Raw genomic sequence first — 21423 nt, forward strand, 5'->3', positions numbered from 1 at the left:
CTGCCTGCCGGCGCCCGCCTGTCTGCGGACACGGGGCACGGTATTTTTACTATCCACCTTTGAGTTAACTAACAGTTTTCTGGATTCCCCCCGCCGCGGCGGGGGAATGACATAAATAGATAATCATCGAATCAAAGTCGACTTCTGAAATCTAATTCCTCCTGTCGGCGGACAGGCATGAAATATTATGCAAAGCAAAAAGTAGAATAGCGATGTTTGCTGGAGTTGTCCAATGTCTTGTTGTTCTATGGGTTGCTAATCAAGCAAGTTTCGCTTGTTGGATAATATTTAAAGAACTCTATAAAAAAGGCCGGACAGTAGTGATATAATAATTAAAATATATTGTGCTTGACAAAAGTCTTTTCATAGGTGAGGGATAAACAGATACCTTCTACAATTATTATTTAATAAATACAAACTCGGGGTGAGAGGATTTGAACCTCCGACTCCTTGCTCCCAAAGCAAGTGCGCTGCCAGACTGCGCCACACCCCGTTGAATGACACACTGAATATATCGGCAAAAAACAGATAGTCAAGTATAAACACTCAGGAAAAATGTCATATAATCCCGAAAACCTTTTTGCTTGACTAAAACGACATATTAAACTATTAAACAACCAATAAAAAAGCGTATTACCGGCAGTTTGCACCCTGCTGTCCATTTAAAATAGATGTCCGGAGGTTGTTTTGAAGCGTGTCATGATTTTTGGAATTATATTTATCGTCCTGCTAACCATTTTAATCATCACTCTAAATATCTACCGTAATGAAGATACCGGCGTATTAATCCTTTCGGGGATAATCGAGGCTGAGGAAAATGATGTCTCATTCAGGATGCCCGGACTCATTACTCATATTTATTTCGATGAGGGCGACTATATCGATTCAGGCGCAGTAATCGCCGAACTCGATAGAAATGAGCTAAACGCCGCTGTTGACCAAACAAGTAAAAATTACGAAGCCGCTAAAGCCGCCATCGTCAGCCTTGAAGTAAACCTTGAAACTATAAATCGCAATCTCAATAAGATTAGCAAGTTAATAGCTGCGGGAGCGGCCACGCAAACGCAGTATGACGACTTATTCGACCAAAAACGCCAAACAGAAGCTCAGCTTAACTACTCACAGAAAAGCCTTGAAGCCGCCAAAGCCGCAGTGGATATGGCGAATATCAGGCTTGATTATGCCGTTTTGAAAACGTATGCCAAGGGCAGAGTTCTATCCCGTATGTTTGAACCGGGCGAGGTGGTAATGCCTGCCGCGCCGGTGGCAACAATCGCCGATTTGGATAACTTGACAATAAAAGTCTATCTTCCCGAAAGCTGTCTTGGGGCAATCAAGCTTGGCCAAAATGTCGCTATTCAAATCGATTCACACCCCGAAAAAACATTCCCCGGAACCATTACGCATATTTCGGATAAAGCCGAATTTACTCCCAAGAATATCCAAACTAAAAAGGAACGGGTTAAACAGGTTTTCGCTGTGAAAATAGCATCCTACAGTCATGATGGCATTTTGAAGCCAGGCTTGCCTTGTGATGTTGTAATATCAATACCAAACAAATAACAGCTTTCCGGGTTTTAAGTAAGGCGTATCATGTCCGCAATCAGCATTAAAAATCTCTGTAAATCATTTCAGGATGTAAAAGCCCTAGCGGATGTCAATTTAGATATTGACAAAGGCGCAGTATTCGGAGTGCTTGGTCCCGATGGCGCCGGTAAAACCACCTTGCTAAGAATACTTGCCGGCGTTATGACCGCCGACTCCGGAACGGTCAACATACTCGGCTTTGACATAACGGCGGATATCGAATCAGCCAAACAGCATATCGGCTACCTTTCCCAGCGGTTTTCGCTTTATCCCGACCTGACGGTTTCGGAAAACATCGATTTTTACAGCCGTCTGTTCAAAGTTGACAAACTTGAAAGCTATAAGAGAAAAGCAAAATTGCTTGATTTTTCCCGTCTCGAACCATACGCCGACCGCACAGCCAAACATCTGTCAGGCGGCATGAAACAGAAACTTGCCCTATCGTGCGCATTGATACATACACCGAAAATCCTCATTCTTGATGAGCCGACTACCGGCGTCGACCCTATCTCGCGGCGGGAATTCTGGAAAATACTGTACGACCTTCTGACAGAGGGCGTAACTATAATATTCGCCACACCCTATATGGATGAGGCCGAAAGAGCTAACCGAGTCGCTTTACTTCATGAAGGGAAAATTTTATCCTGCGAAACGCCGGAATATCTTAAGCAGCAATACAGTCATCATCTTGTTGGGCTTATAACCGATAATAACCGTCTTTGCAGAAATCTGTTGCAGGATGAATTTGGTGCTCAAAATGTCTTATTTTTCGGGGATAAGCTCCATATCAAAATACAGGATTATGATGCCGGCGTGCAGGCTATTACAAATATCCTTCAGCAAGCCGGAATCGAGTTATTATCAATCGAGCGAATAGTTCCCGGTATGGAGGATGTCTTTATAGATGCCATCACCTGATATATCTGTCGAGGTTAATAATCTCACTCGCAAATTCGGTAATTTTACCGCCGTTGATAATGTCTCATTTGAAGTAAAAAGGGGAGAAGTGTTCGGATTTTTAGGCCCGAACGGCGCCGGAAAATCTACCACTATACGCATGCTTTGCGGTATAATTGCCCCCACAAGCGGCACCGGTACTGTCAGTGGTATCCCGCTGGGCAAAAACAGCGATAAAATCAAATCAATTATCGGGTATATGTCGCAGAAATTTTCGTTGTATGAGGATTTATCCGTTTTTGAAAATCTCGATTTTTATTCCGGCGTCTATCCCATACCGAAAGGGAAACGCTGTCAAAGAGTTGATGAGGCGTTGGAAATATCTGGCCTGACCAAACGCAAAGACCATATAACCGGCACGCTACCCGGCGGCTTGAAACAAAAGCTGGCGTTGGCGTGCTCGCTGCTTCATCAGCCCGAAGTCCTGTTTTTGGATGAGCCGACCGCCGGAGTCGATCCTTTGTCCCGGCGAAATTTCTGGGAGATGATTTATAAGCTGTCCGAATCGGGCGTAACGGTTTTTGTAACCACACACTACATGGATGAAGCGGAACATTGCGACCGGATAGCTTTTATAGCCTCAGGCAAGCTGATTAAAACAGATTCACCGGAAAACCTCAAGCAAACAAGCCGCAAGCTTTTAGAGATTGAATGCTCTGATTGGGCTAAGGCTATCGAGATATTATCATCAAACGAGGCGGAGATTGGCGAGTCGGCGTTGTTTGGCGTAAAAATCCATGTATCGCCAAACCCCGGCGCTGAGGATATAATCAAGAGCATGTTATCAGCCTCAGAATGCGGCTTTGTAAGTGTCAAAGAAATACTTCCCTCGCTTGAGGATGTATTCGTTTCGCTATTGAAATCGGAGAAATGATGCGGCTTAAGGCAATATTTTTAAAAGAGATGATTCTTATTGCCCGTGATAAAAGGGCTTTGTTTCTGATATTAGTGTTCCCTGTTTTTATGCTTATCTTATACAGCTATGGAGTAACGTTTGATATTAAAAATGTTTCCACAGCGGTATTGGATTATTGCGCCAAGCCGGCTTCAAGGGAGCTTCTTAATAAAATTAATTCTACAGAATATCTCAATATCGAATACTATGCTGAAAACTATGATGATATTTATCGGCTGTTTTTAGAGAATAAAATTGTCTTAGCATTAGTTATCCCGCCCGATTTTGATAAGAAAATCGCTCTTGGGCAAAAAACTAAAATTCAGGCCTTGGTAAATGGCTCTGATGCTAACACCGCCAGCGTAGCGATGGGTTATCAGGCGGCTATTATCTCCTCCTATGGAGCTGAATTAGTTCGGGAAAATATCGCCAAACGGGGATTAGCTTCCGCAACAGGTGGGGGAGTGATTGAAAAAACGAGGATTTGGTATAATCCCGAATTAATATCGATAAACTTCATTGTCCCCGGCGTTATTGCAGTAGTAATGATGATTTTGGGTTCGGTGCTAACCTCCACCTCGATTGTCAGGGAAAAAGAAACCGGCACTATTGAAATGCTGGTTTCCACACCGATTCGTTCCCAAGAATTAATCATAGGGAAAATACTGCCGTATGTAATCGTCTCATTTATAGATATAATAATCGTAATAGCCATAGCCCATTTCGGCCTTAAGGTGCCGCTTAAAGGCAGTGTTTCGCTTTTAATGTTTGGTTCGCTTTTGTATCTAATATGCGCGCTTGGCGTAGGCTTGTGGACTTCTAATATTTCCAATACGGTCAGTTCATCGCAAATTATAGTGATGTTTCTGGGATTGCTTCCAACAGTGCTTTTATCGGGTTTCATTTTCCCGATTAGCAGTATGCCGACTGTGGTTCAGGCTATCACTTATGCTTTTCCAGCCAGGTATTTTATTGTCGTCTTAAGAGGCATTTTCCTTAAAGGCGTTGGTCTTGATGTATTATGGCCGCAGTTTCTGTTTATGTTCGTATATGGTTTGGCGCTTTTAGTGTTATCAATCGCTAAATTCAAGAAGAAGATTGGCTGATATATGTTGAGAATCATACCAATAATCAAAAAGGAATTAATCCAAACAGTTCGTGATAAGCGGGCGTTTATGATTTTGCTTATCGCCCCTATATTGCAATTGCTGGTTTTTGGTTATGTTGCCACTACCGATATTAAAATGTCGTCATCCGTAATATGCGATTATGACGGCACTCCCCAAAGCCGGGAATTTATCGAAAAGTTTTCCGCCTCCGGTTATTTTAATGACAAGTATTACGTCAAATCAATGACCGAATTTGACTATTACATAGATTCGGGCAAAGCCGTAATCGGCATGATTATTCCGGCCGGTTTCCAAGAATTGCTCAACAAAGGTGAACAGGTACCTGTCGGGTTTGTCCTTGATGGCGCCAATTCTAATATGGCGACCATCCTGAGCGGTTATATTCGGTTTGTAACAGCCGATTATTCAAATCAGATTGCCGCCGAAATCAACTCGCGCAAAGGAATGGCTATCGAATTGCCCATTGATGTCGAGCCAAGGGTCTGGTTCAACCCCGATTTGAAATCGGTCAATTTCATGGTGCCCGGTGTTATGGGGATGCTAACCCTGATTATATTATTAAACTTGTCCTCGTTATCTATAGTCAGGGAGAGGGAACTTGGCACAGCTGAACAGCTTGTGGTTTCGCCGATTAAGCCGCTCGAATTAGTGATAGGCAAAATCGTGCCCTCCGCAGCCGCCGGATTCTTAGTCATTACGTTAGTTTTAGTTGTTGGCTTAGCCTGGTTTAAAATAGATTTTATAGGCTCGGTTTTATTGCTTTATTTCTTTTCGGGATTTTTCTTTTTTTGTGCCATTTCAATGGGCTTAGTAATTTCAACATATTCCCAAACCGGCGACCAGGCTATGTGGGCTAATCAATTTATCATAATGCCCAATATACTTCTCTCCGGATTTATTTCTCCAATCGCTAATATGCCTGAATCTATCCAATATATTACTTATCTTTTGCCAATGCGCTATTATTTGAGTATTATCAGGGGCATATTTATTCAGGGTGCTGGTTTTGAGGCGCTTTGGCCGCAGGCGGCGGCTTTATTCGGTTGGGGTCTGATTGTGATGGCAGTAGCGGCATTTCGGTTAAGAAAACATTTAGTTTGATTTTTTGGGAATAAAACATATTATTCGGGCGTAATATATTATGAGAGATACAAATAATCAGGAAGAGAGTTTGGTCCGGAAAGCATACCGATGGCTGTCATATATTGTGGCATCTATGTTTATCGTGATGGGGATCGGTATTCTGACCAAGATTCTGCTGCCGGGACCGTTTCTGACATATATGCAAAGGCTGATTCTTGGCGGTGTTATCTTAGTATACGGAATAGCTCGCTTGATAATGTTGTATGTGAAAGGCAGAAAGCAAAACAAACCAATGTAACTATAAGGAGTTGTCTCGAAACAACCTAAAAAAAAGCTTGACTATACATTGGATATTTATATTATAAAGTTTTAGCTTTTTGGCAGGATAAAGGCAGTTAGTTATTAAAAAAATAAATGTTCCCAAGTGGAGGATAATTGTGTTAAAGAAAGCACTGATAATTATTACAATATTTTTAACAGCGAGTATTGTTTTTGCTCAATCATCGAGTAAAATCGCTAAAGATGTTGATCAACTAATCAAAGATGGCAATCTAACTGCCGCCGAGGCCATGGTAGATTCCGCTTTAATTAATGCTCCTGAAGATTATAAACTTTTGCGCGCTAAAGGGAAAATATTGTTTGAAAAAGAAGATTTTCCTCAGGCTTTGGAATATTTCGAAAATACGCTCTTGCAGAAGAAAAAAGACCATGAGGCTTTATATGGCGCCGGAATGTCGGCTTTAAAAACCAACCAGTCTCAAAAAGCCTTAGATTACTTTGAACGCGGCATCAAAACCAAAAAGCTGAAAAACGAATTCCTGTACGGCAAGGCAATAGCCTTGATGAATCTTGGCGAACTGTCGGAAGCTGATGTAGTAATTCGCAAGGCTATAAAAAATGATAAAGAAAACCCGACCTATCAAAGGGCATGGGGCGATATTAATTATGCCAAAGAGGTCTGGACATTTGCTATTACCGCCTATAAAAATACATTAGAACTGGATTCATCCCAAACTGACCTTTTATATAAATTAGCCAAGGCAAATTTATATTCCAGAAATGTTAATGAGGCCGCAAATTATTATAAGGAATATATCAAAATTCACGATGCCGACACAACTGCCTGGCGGGAACTCGAATTAATCTATGAAAAATCAAATAATCCCTCCGAAGCTGTATTCTGCTGTAATAAATTAACCGACCTTAAACCCAATGACGGTGACAACTGGTACAAATTAGGCGATTTGCAGTTTAGTTTGCATAACTACGAAGAGGCCGGAATAGCCCTCGAAAAAGCTGTCGAGCTTGGCGCAAATGTTGCCGAATCTTATAAAAGATTAGCGAAAATATATCAGCTTCGCAAAGAATATTTCAAAGCCGATAGCGCCTATACCAGGTTTGAGAATGAACTTGGCGCGCCCGATGACCCCGTTTATTGGTTTAATAAGGGAAAGGTAATGATAAAAGTTGGCCAGAAAGATGCCGCTTTCTTCGATAAAGCAAGCAAAGCTTTCGATAAAGCCATCGAATTGGATTCCACCGAGGCCAGCTACTGGGAATACAGCGGTCTTGCCAGATACTACAAGCAGGATTATGCGTCGGCTATTCCGTTCTTTCAGAAACGCATTGAGCTTGGCAGTGAAAGCGTCAATTCGCTCAGAAACTTAGCATTCTGTTTCCTGAAAACCGAAAAGTATAAACTTGCCGCCTCGACCCTTGAGGAAGCGATTGCCTTAAAGCCCGAGGATGCTGTAATGCGCCAGATGATTGGCAAAATCTATGTTTTCCTGCATGGCCAGAGCGGCGATACACTTTATACGCTTAAGGCTATTAAACACTATAAAGTAGCGCTAACTGATACAACCGGCTCCTTGAAACCTACCGAAAAGTGCAAAGTGCGCGGCGACCTTGGCTACTGTTATGTTGTTTTGCGGGAATCAAAGAAGGCTATCTCGATGTTGGAAACAGCAATCAAATGCGATCCGAAGAATATCGATTATCTGTATAACCTCGCCAGTTCCTATCATCTTGATAATCAGTTTGATCTAGCTAATAAATATTATAAAGAGGTTTTAAAAATCGATCCAAATCATATGGGGGCAAAGGAAGGCAAAGCAAGAACCACTAAAGTAGGCGGTTAATAACAATTACTCGACAGGAGTATAAATGGCAAAAAAGAACGAAATAAACCCTGAAGAGCTTCGGTATAACTATCTTGGCTTTGAAGTTGTGCCGGGCAAGCTAAAGGAATTCTGGGACTCTGATGAGGAAAAGAAAAGCTATATCGATAAGATAAGGGAAAAACTCAAAACCACTCAGGTTATCGAACGCGATTTCTCGGTGGTGAATTCCAGCCAGATGAACAAAGCCGATAGGATTATTATCTCAGTCGCCTCGGTTTTTTTAATTCTCTCGCTATTAGTACCCTATTATAATTTCGAGGCTTTCGGGGGCAAGGTTTCTGGCAGCGCAATTTCTTACCTGGCGAATCTCGGCTATATCAGTAATTTTTTAGCTTGGGGCAGCTTAACCATGAAACTGACTCTCGTGTTTTCGGTATTCATGATATTCTTTAGCCCGGTTATCGGCATTCTCAACCTTATAGCGCTGAATTCAGGCAGGAATAAAGCTAACTATTTTTCGCGCTTAAAATCTATAAGCCGGCTTAATATCTTAGCAATTCTTTTATATATAGCGCTATTTGCTTTGGTTGCCTCAGGTCAGCTTAACCCCTTTGGTTCGCTTGGCATAGAAGCACTTGGCGAAAACTTTACATTACTTAGCGTAATCAACATGGCAAGCGTTAGCATATGGCTTAATATTGCGGCGCATTTACTGGGATTATTGCCAGCGTTGGAACTATAAGAAATAATTTAATAAATCTTAGGAGGAACTAAGTGAAACAATCCGTATTTTTCTTCATCCTGTTAATTGTCGCTGTTGGGGCAGGATATGTAATCTGGGCATATTTACTGCCGGACTATCTTCGGGAGGGCGGCCCGCTTGTTATGTTTTTAATTGCTATGTTAATCATGTTGGTTGGCTTCATTATTGAGCGCAGTTTGACGCTAAGAATTGCCAAAGGCAAATCATCAGTACAATCGTTTTTTAAAAAAGTTGTTACCATGCTTCATTCCGGCGATTATGAAGGCGCCATTGCCGCTTGCGACAAACAGCGCGGCAGCGTAGCTAATATCATCAGAGCAGGAATTGAAAGATATAACGCAGTAAAGGATGATACTACTATAAATGCAGAGAAGAAAATCGAAGAGGCTCAACGGGCTATCGAAGAGGCTAATGCTCTTGAGGTTCCGCTTTTGGAACGCAACCTGATTGCGCTTTCAACAATTTCTTCAATTGCCACAATGTGGGGCCTTCTGGGAACCACAATCGGCATGATTAGAGCTTTTTCGGCAACCGGTCATCGTAAAGGCGGCGTTATCGATGCTCAGCAGTTGGCTGTTGGTATCTCTGAAGCGCTGGTGAATACTGCCGGCGGTCTGACTAATGCTATCGTTGGTATTATTGCTTACAATGTGTTTATAAACAAAGTCGATACCTTTAATTATACAATTGATGAAGCCTCCTATGAAGTAATTCAGTTGCTTAAAGAGAAAGAAGGCGCTTAATGGCTGGTAGACCCAAAAGGAGAGTTGGCGTACTAATCGATATGACCCCGATGGTCGATATCGCTTTTCTATTGCTGATTTTCTATATGGTAACTACCCAGTTTAAACCGCCGGAGAAAGAAAAAGTCGCTCTGCCTATGTCTACATCGCAAATCAAAGTGCCTGACAAGGGTATCATTAATATCACTGTCAATAAATTTGACGCTTTGTTTGTCGAGTATATCACTAAAGATAAAGATACAGGTGATATCGTAAGGGAGTCCCCAGAGGTAACGCTTCGCACTCTTAACTATAACCTGACAACGGCCAGGTTAAAACTGGGTAACCCGGAAATAATTGTAAAAGCGGATAAAGAATGCAGTTATGGAATGATACGAAGTGTAATGAACACGCTTCAGGATGTTGGCATCGACCATTTTGCGTTGATGACAGATATGAAAACTACTTCATATACATCTGAAGGTGAAACGGAGGAACCATCATCATGATAAAGGAGGTGAGTTTATATGGGAGCTGTTGATACCCCGCAAAGAGAATCAAAAAAAGCAAAAACTGGCGGTAAGCTCAAACGTCCTAAAAAACGTATCGGTATTCGTATCGATATGACTCCCATGGTCGATATTGCATTTCTGCTTTTGATTTTCTACATGGTTACAACTGTTTTCTCGATGCCTCAATCGATGGAGATAAACCTTCCGCCTAAAGATATTGATGAGAAACCTTTACCGATAGCAAAATCTAAGTTGCTGGAAATTCTAGTTGACACTGATGGCAATATTTTCTGGCTGCATACTCCAAAGGGTCAGGAAGATATGAAACTGCCGGAATATATCGAGTTAAATAAACTGCAGAAGTTTCTATTCCAGAAAAATCAGGATGTGCCCAGGCTGGTTACCGTATTGCGTATCGATCCTAAATGCCGATATGAAATGATGGTAAATATCATCGATGAAATACAGGTAATTGAAAGACGTTTTAAGCAAGTCGACCCTGACTGGTCCTACAGGTTCAGCCTTCAAGATATGACTCAATGGGAGCACCAGCTGATGCAGCAGGCTAAAGAGAATATGGGCATGGTTGTTGCCGAAGAAGGAGGCGAGGCATGAACAGAGCATTAGCAATGTTAGCCGGCTATGGCGCCTTTGAAATTAAGCGGGCATACCGCAAGAATCTCAGTATCGGTATGATTGCCTCCAGCGCTTTTTTCCTGTTTGTAATCGGCGGAGTAGTTCTTGTCAATAAGATTACTTCCAAGCCGCCGGAAGCTGTCGGCAGGATAGTTTTAAAAACATCCGCCGACTTAGGCGCGCCGCCAACTCTTTCTACCAAGGATATCCCAATCAGAGTTGCCGCACCCGAAAGAGCGATGCCATCTGTAGGCGTGCCCACACCGGTACCGGATGAGGAAGCTCCAGAGGAAGTGGAAATGGCAACAATGGATGACCTCGCCGCTATGGCTGCTCCGCCGCCGGTGATGGATTTGGACGATGTCGGCGATAAGGAAATTATAATCGAAGACCTCGAAGAATTGCTGCCGTCATCGGATGAATTCGTCGCTTATGACGAAATGCCGGAAAAAATTGATCCTGTCGAACCTGCATATCCCGAGATGGCAAGACGCGCAGGTATTGAAGGCGTTGTCTGGGTTAATGCCTTAATCGATAAAGAGGGAAAAGTCCGGGATGTAAAGATTATTAAAGATTCCGGAGCTAATGCCGGTTTTGAGGAAGCTGCTATCGAAGCCGCCAAACAAACTGCATGGAAACCGGCTATTTCCAACGGTCAACCGATAGCGGTATGGATTTCATATAAAATAACTTTTACGCTGAAATAGTTCCCCTTCAAATTATTTTATTGCCCGGTTGTTGAAAAACAGCCGGGTTTTTTTATAGGGTGTTATTAGTGCGCGGCTGACCTCCTGGTTTGCCCGTCCTTTACACACATAATAATGGGGCAGACGAGGACGTCTGCCGCCCACTGCGATGTTGTGTCAGTTCGTAGTCCGCCTAAGGCGGATGAACTGACACATCTTGCTTGATAAAAAAGCTTCAAAATTATCGATTAATAAATTTGAATAAAATCCTTGCTTTAGTGTATAATGCAACAAAATGTAAAATTTGAAACATTTAATATAACTTTTCGTTATATTAGATGTCTAAAAAAGAAAGGGAAGTTATGGATGATCAAATTCAAGACCAAGTAATGACCGCTGATAACAGCGTTGAGTTAGGTTTCTGGGGAAATTTCACTAATATCTTTGCCAATCCGCGCCGGACATTCGAATCATTAGATAAACGGCCAACATGGCTTATGCCCATGTTGATATTGATTTTAGTAACGGTGATAACAACCCAGATTGCCTTTCCGATTTTAATGAAAGCTCAGATGGAAATGTTAAGAAATAACCCGAACATAGCACCGGAGCAACTGCAGGTTATTGAGCAGCACATGTCTGAGGGTGTAGCCACTCAACGGATTGTAACGGTAGTATCTCAGGTAATCGGCACGCCTTTGGTATTTTATTTACTGCTTTCATTTATATTTTATTTCATCGGTTCGGTTATACTTGGCGGCGATGCCACATTTAAGAAAGTGCTTTCTGTCTTTTCATGGTCATCCTGTATTTTGATACTTGCATCGCTTGTTAGTTTTCCATTGATATTGATAAAGGAATCCATGCAGGTATCCATATCGCCGGCGCTCTTACTATCGGATGATTCGGTTGGCACTACTCTTCATACTCTATTGTCCAAATTTGACTTTTTTACGATATGGTTTTTAGCGGTATTCGCCTCGGGGTTTGCCGCAATTTATAAATTTAGCACGGCCAAAGCGTATATTACAGTTGGCGTACTCTGGGGAATCTGGATTACGCTTTCCACAACCTTGGCAGATGTATTTAGTCGTTTCGGAATGTAGTTAAAGAAAGAGAGAAGTTATGAGCCGAAAACTCCATTTATCGATTATCATAATTGCGATATTAGGACTAACCTTAAGCGTATCGGCAGAAACATATACGCTGGAAAAATGTATCGAAACCGCTTTGGAAAATAACTATGGGGTTATTGCGGCTAAAAACAATTATAACGCCACTCGATGGCAGTTGAATTCCGCCTATGGACGAATATTGCCATCAATTTCTATTTCCACCGGAGAAAATCAAAGCTGGTCTGCCTCGCAAGGTTTAGATGCAAATAATAATCCCATTATCTATACCGGAAAAGTTACCTCAAGAAGCGGCAGCATCTCTATCGGTCAAACTTATTCTGGACTTGGTTTAGGTACCTATGCTAATATTTTATCTAATCAAGCTCAAAGAAAATCAGAATATTACAACCTCCTTAGCACAACAAATGAATTGGTTTACACAATAAAGCAATCTTATTTCAATATAGTAAAAACTAAAATGCTGGTGGATCTTTCTAAAGACGCCGTAAAAAGGGGAGAGGAACAGTTAAAAATTGCGCAAAGCCGTTATGATCTTGGCTCTGCCTCTTTATCTGATGTGCTCAAGGCTAAGGTGCTTCGCAGTAATGCCAAGCTTGAACTTATAACCGCTGAAAATAGCTTCAGTCTCGCTAAAGCCGATTTAAACTATAAAATGGGAATTGATGTTGGCAATGAATTCGGCGTAGTCGAGGATTTTCCACAGGAGAAATCTGGTTTTACTTATGATGAAGCTTATAACATTGCGCTGTCAAATAATCCATCATATCGTAAAGCTAATTATGATTTCTCATCTACTAAAGCAGGTTTGCTGGCATATAAAGCAAACTTTTTGCCGTCATTTTATTTTAATGTTTCGCATAGTACTACGCCTGATGATTTTGGAAATATGCTTGATTTCAAAATGAAGGATGCGAGTTATAGTGTCAGATTTGGCTTAAGTTATTCCCTGTTTAATAATTTCAGCGATTATGCCAGCGTCCAAACATATAGAAAAACCGTAGATTCTCAGAAAGAAAATCTGGAAAATACGAGGAACTATGTTGCCCTTGAGGTTAAACAAGCATTTCTCGACATCCAGCAAAATGTCGAAAAATTGAAAGTCAATGAGGAGAGCGTAGCCGCTGCCCAGGAAGATTTAAATATTGTTAGAGAAAAATATAATCTCGGCGCCGCTACTATAATCGAGGTTTTAGATGCCGAGGTTTCCTTTAAAGAGGCGCAAATCAACCAGGTGCAGGCGTTGTTTGATTATAATCTTGCCATTTCACGCTTAGAAAAAGTAATGGGCAGGTAAAAAAAGGAGATATTGTGGCAAAGAAGAAAAAATTATTTTTAATAATCGGCGCAGCGATAGTATTTGCTGTTTTCATCGTTCTCGCTATAGTTAAAAATCAGGAAAAACTCATTCCGGTAACTGTTGAAACTGTCGAAAAAGGAAAAATAATATCTATAGTTACCGCCAGCGGCAAAGTTGAAGCGAAAACTAAGGTTAATATCTCTGCCGATGTTATGGGCAAAATTATTAAACTGCCTGTGGTTGAAGGGCAAAATGTTGAAAAAAGTCAACTTTTGGTTGAAATCGATAAAACTCAAAATCTTACCGATGTCGCCCAGATGAGAGCTGCGCTTGCTCAGGCTAAAGTTGGCGAGGAAGAAGCGCAGATTAATTACTCAAGGCAAAATGAACTTTTCAACCGCAAACTTATCTCTCAAGCCGAATATGATATCGCCCGAATCAATCTTGACCGCGCGAAAGCTTATGTCAATCAGTCTCAGGCAAGCCTCGATAGAGCTTTCGACTATCTCGATAAATGCACGATTAAAGCCCCTATGGCCGGCACTATTACTACGTTAAATTCTGAAGAAGGGGAGAACGTTATAATCGGCACAATGAATAATATCGGCACCGTAATTATGGTCATATCCGATCTATCCGAAATTGAGGTTAAAGCCGATGTCGATGAGACCGATATCGCCCGATTGGAATTAGGCCAGGAAGTGGAGATTTTACTGGATGCTTTCCCTGATACGACTTTCAATGGTAAAGTTACCGAAATCGGCAATGCGGCAAAAATTACCGGAGGCTATACAGAACAAGTAACCAATTTCGAAGTAACTGTTTTGATAACCGATACGGTTCCCGGAATAAAGCCCGGCATGAACGCTACGGTAGATATTACCACTAATATCCGGGATGATGTTATCAAGATACCGATTCAATCAGTAGTAATGAGGAAACCTCCCAAAAAAGAACAAAATAATCTCGATAGCAATTCCGGAGCAGTTGCCTCGACTAACGAAAGCGATTCATCTGCGGTAAGCGATACCGGCAAAGATAAAGAAAAAGAAATTGACGGTGTTTTTATAGTCGAGGACAAAACAGTTAAGTTTGTGCCCGTTGTTGCCGGCATTTCAGACCAACAGCATATTGAGATAATTTCCGGAATTGAACCGGATCAAAAAATCGTAACCGGCACATATAAAACTTTGCGGACCCTTAAGGATGGCGATAAAGTTAAGCCGGATGAGAAAAAATTTGATGAATCTTCATCTTGAGCAAGTTCTTAAACCGCTTGGTTGTTAGGAGAAAACGTGCTGATACAGACAAAAGATATCTGGAAAATATATGAGATGGGAGCGGAAAAAGTTAACGCTCTCCAGGGTGTAAATGTCAAAATTAACAAAGGTGAGTATGTTGCCATCATGGGGCCATCCGGTTCCGGCAAATCGACGCTGATGAACCTTATCGGCTGCCTCGATACGCCGACTCGCGGCGATTATTATCTTAACGAACGGCAAGTATCATCCATGAATGATGATGAGCTGGCTTTTATACGCAACAAAGAAATAGGGTTCATATTTCAAACATTCAATCTGCTGGCGCGAGCCTCCGCTCTTAGAAATGTGGAACTGCCGTTGATTTATAACGGCACAAAATCGGATGCTCGTATAGAAAAATCCAAAAGCGCCTTAGAAAAAGTCGGACTTGTCGATAGAATGAACCACAAACCAAATGAGCTTTCCGGCGGACAACGTCAGAGAGTGGCAGTAGCCAGAGCGCTGGTGAATAACCCATCGATTATTCTTGCCGATGAACCAACCGGCAACCTCGATACGAAAACAGGCGAGGAAATCATGCAGCTAATCGCCGACCTTCATACACAGGGCAATACAATAATCGTAGTTACTCACGAAAAAGATATCGCCGCTCATGCCGACCGCGTTATTTACATACGCGATGGCCTTGTTGAAAAAGAAGAGGTTGTAAAAAAGTTTTAAGAATTGCCAAATGGTGCACGAGGACGTATACCAACCACAAATCACAACAAGTGGTTGGCGGACGTCCCCGTCTGCCAACTTGGTGCACGAATTAATAAGGTTTTAGGAGTTATTTAGACTATTAAATAAAGAGAACGATGCATCTTCAAGAAGGAATAATAATAGCCGCCCGCGCCATCTATGCAAATAAACTGCGCTCAATTCTAACGCTAATTGGCATAATTATCGGTGTGGCAACTGTTATAGCCGTAGTATCTGTAATCAGCGGCATGAATAAATATGTAGCCGATAAAATCAACTCAATGGGATCGACAACCTTCTGGGTAGATCGCTTTGGCTTGATTACAACTCATGAACAATTTCTCGAAGCAAGAAAACGCAAGAAAATCACTATTGATGATATGTTGGCAGTTGATCGCTATTGCGAGTTGTGCGAGAAAGTCGGCGGCTCTTCCCAAACTCGCCGCAACGTCAAATTCAAATCAAATTATTTAGAGGATATTAGTATTATCGGCTCAACTTCAAATTATGTGGAAATATCGGATATCGATATTGACTATGGCCGGGCATTCCTCGAATCGGATGATCAGCGTCGGTCGGCAGTTTGTCTGATAGGTCCCGACTTGGTGGAATATTTGTTTTTTGATGAAGACCCGATTAATAAAATGCTTAAAATCGGCAGCTGCTATTTTCGAGTAATAGGCGTCGGCAATAAAAGAGGCTCGTTCCTCGGGCAGAATCAGGACAACTGGGTTGCCATACCGATACGGACTTTCCAGAAATACTTCGGTAGGCATCGTGAAGTTGAATTGCATATCAAGGCGTCATCTGTTGCCCAGATGGAGGAGACGCAGGATGAGGTTAGAGTAATCCTTCGCAACCGCCGCGGTGATAGATATAAAGACCCGGACAGCTTCGGTATGGTTACCGCCGAATCTATTATGGAGATTTATAATAATCTCACCGGCACCGCCTGGATTGTCTTAATTGGAGTTGCCAGCATCTCTTTAATTGTCGGCGGTATCGTAATTATGAATATAATGCTTGTCTCCGTAACCGAAAGAACACGCGAAATCGGCATCAGGAAAGCAATCGGCGCTAAGAGGCGCGATATACTCTGGCAGTTTCTAATCGAATCTGTAACTCTTTCGCTGTTTGGCGGCGCTATCGGTGTTGGTTTAGGCGCTGGTTTGGGGCTTTTAGTTGGAGCATATTCGCCATTACCAGCAGCAATTGAAACATGGGCAGTATTGTCTGGCTTAGGCATTGCTTCATCTGTAGGGTTGTTCTTTGGCATTTTCCCGGCGATGAGGGCGGCTAAGTTAGACCCGGTTGATTGTTTGCATTCAGAGTAAGCTGTTAGGAGCATAAAAACTGATGGAATTTCAAGAATTTATAGAAAACACATTAATGGCTCTTCAAACAATTAAGTCTCATAAACTGCGTTCATTTTTAACCATTCTCGGTGTCTTGATAGGTGTTGCATCAATCATTGGCATGGTCTCGCTAATTGAGGGTTTAAACAAATCAATGGCTCAGCAGATTGAGAGTCTTGGCTCAAGCGCAATCTATGTATCCAAGTATAAACCGGGAATCCAGATGGGACGGCGAAGCTCAGCCGAACGCAATCGCCCGGATATGATTTTTGCGGATGCCATGGCTATCGATAAATATTGCTCCTTAATCGAGGCAGTTGCCCCCCAGAATCACTATACAAAATCCGGCGGGAATACCGCAAAATATAAAAGCTATGAAGCTAAAAACTTTGCCTTTTTTGGAACTGTGCCCGGTTATGAGATAGTTAACAGCGCCTATGTGGAAAACGGAAGGTTCCTTACTGACAATGATATTAAATACCGCGCTTTCGTTTGTGTTATCGGTCAGGATGTTGCGAAAAATCTATTCCCTGGCATCGACCCTGTCGGCAAGCAAATTTCAGTGAATGGGGATAAATTCACGGTTATTGGCGTTATGGAAACGCGAAAAACCATAATGGGCGACGGCGGAAATAATTTTATTCTTATTTCCTACGGCGCTTTTGAAAAAATCCACCCTGAGGAAAAGGCGCTCTGGCTGGCATGCAAAGCAAGAGGGCCGGAGGTAATGCAGCAGGCAATTGATCAGGTAACCGACCTTATGCGACGCCGACATGGCCTAAAATACAACGATGAGAACGATTTTGCCGTTTTTACGCAGGAAAACATGATGGAAATGTGGGAACAGCTTACGCAAGCTGTCTGGCTGGCGATGATTATTATCTCCTCAATCGGATTATTAGTCGGCGGTGTTGGCGTTATGAATATCATGCTGGTATCGGTTACCGAAAGAACGCGCGAGATTGGCATACGTAAAGCTGTTGGTGCTAAAAGATCCAGCATATTATGGCAGTTTCTAATCGAGGCGTCAGTACTATCGAGTATTGGCGGTGTTTTAGGAATCATAATAGGTATATTATTATCCCAGTTTATAGCCGCAGTTACGCCGTTACCGGCGGCGATTTCAGTTCCCTGGGTGATTATCGGATTCACATTCTCCGTAGCGGTAGCTTTAATCTTTGGCTTATATCCTGCGGCGCGCGCTTCGCGTCTCGACCCAATCGAATGTCTCCATTACGAGTAGAGAATCATTGCGCTGCCATTAAACACTTCTGTAGCCTTTAATAACTGACCTTTCCAACTCCAATGCAGGGGCATGGAAAGGTTTGCCTATCAACCCATATTTTGCAGTTGATTTTATTATGGTAGTGATTATCATATAAGGCATTGCTATGAATCGATATTATTTTCTGGCTACCAAGCGGCGCTTTGTAGCCGGGACTAAAAAATAAATTTACAGAAAAGTGATATATCAGATAATCATCTTAGTATTTTAAAATTGCCAACACACCCCTGAATCCCCCGCCGCTGGCTAGGGAATTTGATAAACGCCAGCCAAAATCAGACGAGTTTTCTGCCTAAATTTTCTCTCAAGAGAAGACTTTGATAAGCGGTGAAGTATTAGCCGATGTTCGGCATCTAAATCCTTTGCCAGTGGCTGGGGCATTTTAATTGCATAATCATATAACGTGTTAACGCAGATATTATTCCTCTCTTGAGAGGGGTCAGGGGTGTGTTCTTAACGCTAAGCGTTCAACGTAGTTCCCAAGTCGTTACTTCTTGACAAGGCTTATAATATCAATATATTACTGTCGAGACTCATTATAAAGGTCTTTGGTTAAATTTAATGGTATTGTTCATCCTGTAATTACTGGCTATTGAATAAATCAGCTTTAAATGAAATTAATCAAAATTAAATATTGTGATAGGAGAGGAAAAATGAAGAAATTCACCCTGCTGTTTGTGTTGATTCTCTGTGTTAATGCATCCGCTATTCACCTTAATATCTGGGCAGGGGGCACTTTTAATGACGAAATATGGAACGATACAGTTGTCGCTATTCCCGGCGGCTGGGTTGAAGTGCCGGTGTACCTGGAGGGCGATTATCCCAGCATATGGATGGGCGAATTGTCTTTCCCGTTGGCTATCAAACTTGATTGTTTTGACGCTTTCGATTCGAGCGAGTGCCAGCTTCATTACCCGTTCTCCGAATGGGAATTCGCTTATTTTATAAACCCTAACGATGAATATCATCCGACATATCCCACGCCGGCGGGTTATATAGGCCTTTCATTCCTTGGTATTGCCCGCGATTATACCGAAGAAGCCCCTTGGTTCCATTCATATGTGCCATTGCTGGGATTTTCCTTTCGCGTTCATGCTGTCAGCAATGCCGACTTGATAGGCCAGGTTGCCGATGACGCTCTTGCAAGAGGCGCCGATCCTTTCACTGGCCAGCTATATGCTTATGATACGCTTGGCAGCTCGAGTTTTTATATCAACGATTACTATGCCTGTATATATTTTGAATCCGGTTATCAGTACGTTCCCGGGGATGTCAATATGCATAATGGCACTTGGCCGCCATTGGTAATTGGCGGTGATGTTACCTACCTTGTTAATTATTTCAAGGGCATGTCCTCAAGTCAACCCTGTCCGCTTGATGGTTTCTGGGCATCAGCTGATGCCAACGGCGATTATAGTATAATTGGCGGCGATGTTATTCGGCTCGTGAATTATTTCAGAGGTAATGCTTCAATCTCATATTGTTCAGAGTTTCCACCTGATTGGCTTACTCCGGATAGTGTTCCTGATACGGCGCCGGCAGGCTGGCCGAATTGCGGCATAATTACCAATCATGCGCCTGCACTAAATCCCATCGGGGCACAGTATATTGTTGAGGATGAGCATCTGGAACTGCGGATTACCGCTATCGATTCTGATGGCGACCCTATCGATTTATATGCCGAATTACTGCCGACTAATGCCGATTTCCAAGATTCCACCGGCGGTGTTGGCGGTTTCACTTTCGACCCGGTAACCGGTCAGGCAGGCGAATATCAAGTCAGGTTTATTGCTTCGGATGGCTCGCTGGCAGATACCGAACTTGTAAGCATAACTGTTGCTGTCGGCAATCATCCGCCGGAATGGGACCCGATTTCATCTCAAATAGTTGTCGAGGGCGAGCATCTTGAGGTGCGTGTAACCGCCTCCGACCCCGATTTAGACCCTCTCAATCTATCTGCCGAATTACTACCGACTAATGCCGATTTCCAAGATTCCACCGGCGGTGTTGGCGGTTTTATATTCGACCCGGCTGTTGGCCAAGCTGATGATTACCAAGTTAGGTTTATTGTCACGGATGGCGAATTATCCGATACCGAGCTTGTCGATATTACGGTTGTCTCCGGCAATCAGCCGCCGGTTTGGGACCCGATTGCTTCACCGCAAATTGACGTGGGCGACCATCTGGAACTGCGGGTAGTTGCCGCCGATATTAACAACGATTCGCTTATACTATCCGCCGAGATGCTTCCCGATAATTCCAGCTTCCATGACTCAACCGATGGTGTTGGCGGGTTTATATTCGACCCGGATTCCAGCCAAGTTGGCATACATCAGGTAAGGTTCATTGTTGCGGATGGCGAACTATCCGATACCGAACTTGTCGATATTACGGTTGATGACACTACTTCTTCCGAGGCAATCATTGCCGATCACACTTTCTGCGGCTCATGGCAAAATATCCCAGATTCAATAGTCCAGGCTATCACTAATGATTATGAAATCCTGTACTTGCATACATCACACGGAAGTCAGATTATGTCCGGGCTTGATTGCTGTGTTAATGCTGACCCTTTATATATTGAGCCATATTTCCGCGAAGTCAGCGATGATTTAGGGCATAATGGCGACACCTTATGGGTGCCTACTACCAGAAATTACCTCGAAAGCACCAGCTATGATTTCAATATGGCGATGTTTTCATGGTGCGGCGGCTGTTCGGATAATGACTCGGTTGGGATATATATTTATCTTAATAAGATGGAAGAACTGGAAGCCGATTATCCTGACATTACTTTTATTTATATGACCGGCCATCTTGATGGTTCTGGTCCCAGCGGCACATTATATCAAAACAATAATTGGATTCGTGATTACTGCAATACGCACGACAAAATATTATTCGATTTCGCCGATATTGAAAGCTACGACCCGGATGGCAACTATTATCCTAACGAAACCGATTATTGCAATTGGTGTACTGATTGGTGCGCATCGCATAGCTGCCCCTCATGTGGTTGCGCTCATTCGCAATGCTTCAATTGTTATCAGAAAGGCAAAGCCTGGTGGGTTATGATGGCTCGTCATGAAGGCTGGACAGGCGAATAAATCTTTTTAACTGATTGGCAAGCGCTGTCGGAAATAACTTCCGACAGCCCACAAAATCGAGTATTGATTATAATAATACTCGACAACAGCAGGACAGATATTTTCTACAAAGGCGGGCTGTCTGGGTTGTTGACAAAATAATACCT

The 21423-nt window shown here is 42.6% G+C and carries 19 protein-coding genes and 1 tRNA gene; 19 read left to right on the plus strand and 1 reads right to left on the minus strand.

Annotation, left to right across the window (positions count from 1 at the left end; genetic code table 11):
• Positions 1-419: 419 nt before the first annotated feature.
• A tRNA-Pro gene (locus tag J7K40_07965) sits at positions 420-493 on the minus strand.
• A gap of 194 nt (positions 494-687) precedes the next feature.
• On the opposite strand from J7K40_07965, the gene J7K40_07970 reads away from it, so the two are divergent.
• From J7K40_07970 to J7K40_08060, 19 genes are all read left to right on the plus strand, one after another.
• Positions 688-1563: an efflux RND transporter periplasmic adaptor subunit gene (locus tag J7K40_07970; protein MCD6162334.1), complete on the plus strand. Its 876-nt coding sequence runs from the start codon at positions 688-690 to the stop codon at positions 1561-1563.
• A gap of 30 nt (positions 1564-1593) precedes the next feature.
• Positions 1594-2505, plus strand: a complete 912-nt coding sequence (locus J7K40_07975; protein MCD6162335.1) for an ABC transporter ATP-binding protein — start codon at positions 1594-1596, stop codon at positions 2503-2505.
• Complete coding sequence (locus J7K40_07980) at positions 2492-3418, plus strand: ABC transporter ATP-binding protein (GenBank protein ID MCD6162336.1); 927 nt, start codon at positions 2492-2494, stop codon at positions 3416-3418. The genes J7K40_07975 and J7K40_07980 overlap by 14 nt, the downstream gene beginning before the upstream one ends.
• Complete coding sequence (locus J7K40_07985; GenBank protein MCD6162337.1) at positions 3415-4545, plus strand: ABC transporter permease; 1131 nt, start codon at positions 3415-3417, stop codon at positions 4543-4545. The genes J7K40_07980 and J7K40_07985 overlap by 4 nt, the downstream gene beginning before the upstream one ends.
• 3 nt (positions 4546-4548) lie before the next feature.
• Positions 4549-5670 (plus strand): ABC transporter permease, encoded by a 1122-nt coding sequence (locus J7K40_07990; GenBank protein MCD6162338.1) that lies wholly within the window; start codon positions 4549-4551, stop codon positions 5668-5670.
• Between the two features lie 40 nt (positions 5671-5710).
• Positions 5711-5950: a hypothetical protein gene (locus J7K40_07995; GenBank protein ID MCD6162339.1), complete on the plus strand. Its 240-nt coding sequence runs from the start codon at positions 5711-5713 to the stop codon at positions 5948-5950.
• 139 nt (positions 5951-6089) lie between these two features.
• Positions 6090-7793 (plus strand): tetratricopeptide repeat protein, encoded by a 1704-nt coding sequence (locus J7K40_08000; GenBank protein MCD6162340.1) that lies wholly within the window; start codon positions 6090-6092, stop codon positions 7791-7793.
• Positions 7794-7818: 25 nt separating this feature from the next.
• Positions 7819-8517, plus strand: a complete 699-nt coding sequence (locus J7K40_08005) for a hypothetical protein (GenBank protein MCD6162341.1) — start codon at positions 7819-7821, stop codon at positions 8515-8517.
• A gap of 32 nt (positions 8518-8549) precedes the next feature.
• Complete coding sequence (locus tag J7K40_08010; protein ID MCD6162342.1) at positions 8550-9281, plus strand: MotA/TolQ/ExbB proton channel family protein; 732 nt, start codon at positions 8550-8552, stop codon at positions 9279-9281.
• A complete protein-coding gene (locus J7K40_08015; protein ID MCD6162343.1) occupies positions 9281-9769 on the plus strand; it encodes a biopolymer transporter ExbD in 489 nt (162 codons plus the stop codon). Before J7K40_08010 ends, J7K40_08015 begins: the two co-directional genes overlap by 1 nt.
• Before the next feature lie 18 nt (positions 9770-9787).
• Entirely contained in the window at positions 9788-10387 is a 600-nt protein-coding gene (locus tag J7K40_08020) for a biopolymer transporter ExbD (GenBank protein ID MCD6162344.1), read from the plus strand.
• Positions 10384-11115 (plus strand): energy transducer TonB, encoded by a 732-nt coding sequence (locus J7K40_08025; protein MCD6162345.1) that lies wholly within the window; start codon positions 10384-10386, stop codon positions 11113-11115. The genes J7K40_08020 and J7K40_08025 overlap by 4 nt, the downstream gene beginning before the upstream one ends.
• 317 nt (positions 11116-11432) lie before the next feature.
• On the plus strand, positions 11433-12200 hold the full coding sequence (locus J7K40_08030) for a YIP1 family protein (protein MCD6162346.1): 768 nt from the start codon (positions 11433-11435) through the stop codon (positions 12198-12200).
• Between the two features lie 19 nt (positions 12201-12219).
• Positions 12220-13524, plus strand: a complete 1305-nt coding sequence (locus J7K40_08035) for a TolC family protein (protein MCD6162347.1) — start codon at positions 12220-12222, stop codon at positions 13522-13524.
• 14 nt (positions 13525-13538) lie between these two features.
• Positions 13539-14786: an efflux RND transporter periplasmic adaptor subunit gene (locus J7K40_08040; protein ID MCD6162348.1), complete on the plus strand. Its 1248-nt coding sequence runs from the start codon at positions 13539-13541 to the stop codon at positions 14784-14786.
• A gap of 39 nt (positions 14787-14825) precedes the next feature.
• Positions 14826-15509 carry an ABC transporter ATP-binding protein gene (locus tag J7K40_08045; GenBank protein MCD6162349.1) on the plus strand — a complete coding sequence of 228 codons (684 nt, stop codon included), beginning with the start codon at positions 14826-14828 and terminating at the stop codon, positions 15507-15509.
• Between the two features lie 137 nt (positions 15510-15646).
• Positions 15647-16864, plus strand: coding sequence for an ABC transporter permease (locus J7K40_08050; GenBank protein ID MCD6162350.1), 1218 nt, complete (start codon positions 15647-15649; stop codon positions 16862-16864).
• Between the two features lie 22 nt (positions 16865-16886).
• Positions 16887-18128, plus strand: coding sequence for an ABC transporter permease (locus J7K40_08055; protein MCD6162351.1), 1242 nt, complete (start codon positions 16887-16889; stop codon positions 18126-18128).
• A 695-nt stretch (positions 18129-18823) separates the two neighbouring features.
• Positions 18824-21277 carry a hypothetical protein gene (locus J7K40_08060; protein ID MCD6162352.1) on the plus strand — a complete coding sequence of 818 codons (2454 nt, stop codon included), beginning with the start codon at positions 18824-18826 and terminating at the stop codon, positions 21275-21277.
• The last annotated feature ends 146 nt before the right edge of the window (positions 21278-21423 follow it).

It is taken from the genome of Candidatus Zixiibacteriota bacterium (assembly GCA_021159005.1).
Taxonomy (GTDB): Bacteria; Zixibacteria; MSB-5A5; order UBA10806; family 4484-95; genus JAGGSN01.

What these genes read in the sequence shown, in the direction of transcription:
- J7K40_08060 (MCD6162352.1), top strand. Translation starts at nt 18,824, where the DNA reads ATGAAGAAATTCACCCTGCTGTTTGTGTTGATTCTCTGTGTTAATGCA.
- J7K40_07975 (MCD6162335.1), top strand. Translation starts at nt 1,594, where the DNA reads ATGTCCGCAATCAGCATTAAAAATCTCTGTAAATCATTTCAGGATGTA.
- J7K40_08050 (MCD6162350.1), top strand. Translation starts at nt 15,647, where the DNA reads ATGCATCTTCAAGAAGGAATAATAATAGCCGCCCGCGCCATCTATGCA.
- J7K40_08025 (MCD6162345.1), top strand. Translation starts at nt 10,384, where the DNA reads ATGAACAGAGCATTAGCAATGTTAGCCGGCTATGGCGCCTTTGAAATT.
- J7K40_07980 (MCD6162336.1), top strand. Translation starts at nt 2,492, where the DNA reads ATGCCATCACCTGATATATCTGTCGAGGTTAATAATCTCACTCGCAAA.
- J7K40_07995 (MCD6162339.1), top strand. Translation starts at nt 5,711, where the DNA reads ATGAGAGATACAAATAATCAGGAAGAGAGTTTGGTCCGGAAAGCATAC.
- J7K40_08020 (MCD6162344.1), top strand. Translation starts at nt 9,788, where the DNA reads ATGGGAGCTGTTGATACCCCGCAAAGAGAATCAAAAAAAGCAAAAACT.
- J7K40_08030 (MCD6162346.1), top strand. Translation starts at nt 11,433, where the DNA reads ATGTCTAAAAAAGAAAGGGAAGTTATGGATGATCAAATTCAAGACCAA.
- J7K40_08035 (MCD6162347.1), top strand. Translation starts at nt 12,220, where the DNA reads ATGAGCCGAAAACTCCATTTATCGATTATCATAATTGCGATATTAGGA.
- J7K40_08055 (MCD6162351.1), top strand. Translation starts at nt 16,887, where the DNA reads ATGGAATTTCAAGAATTTATAGAAAACACATTAATGGCTCTTCAAACA.
- J7K40_08015 (MCD6162343.1), top strand. Translation starts at nt 9,281, where the DNA reads ATGGCTGGTAGACCCAAAAGGAGAGTTGGCGTACTAATCGATATGACC.
- J7K40_08005 (MCD6162341.1), top strand. Translation starts at nt 7,819, where the DNA reads ATGGCAAAAAAGAACGAAATAAACCCTGAAGAGCTTCGGTATAACTAT.
- J7K40_07985 (MCD6162337.1), top strand. Translation starts at nt 3,415, where the DNA reads ATGATGCGGCTTAAGGCAATATTTTTAAAAGAGATGATTCTTATTGCC.
- J7K40_07990 (MCD6162338.1), top strand. Translation starts at nt 4,549, where the DNA reads ATGTTGAGAATCATACCAATAATCAAAAAGGAATTAATCCAAACAGTT.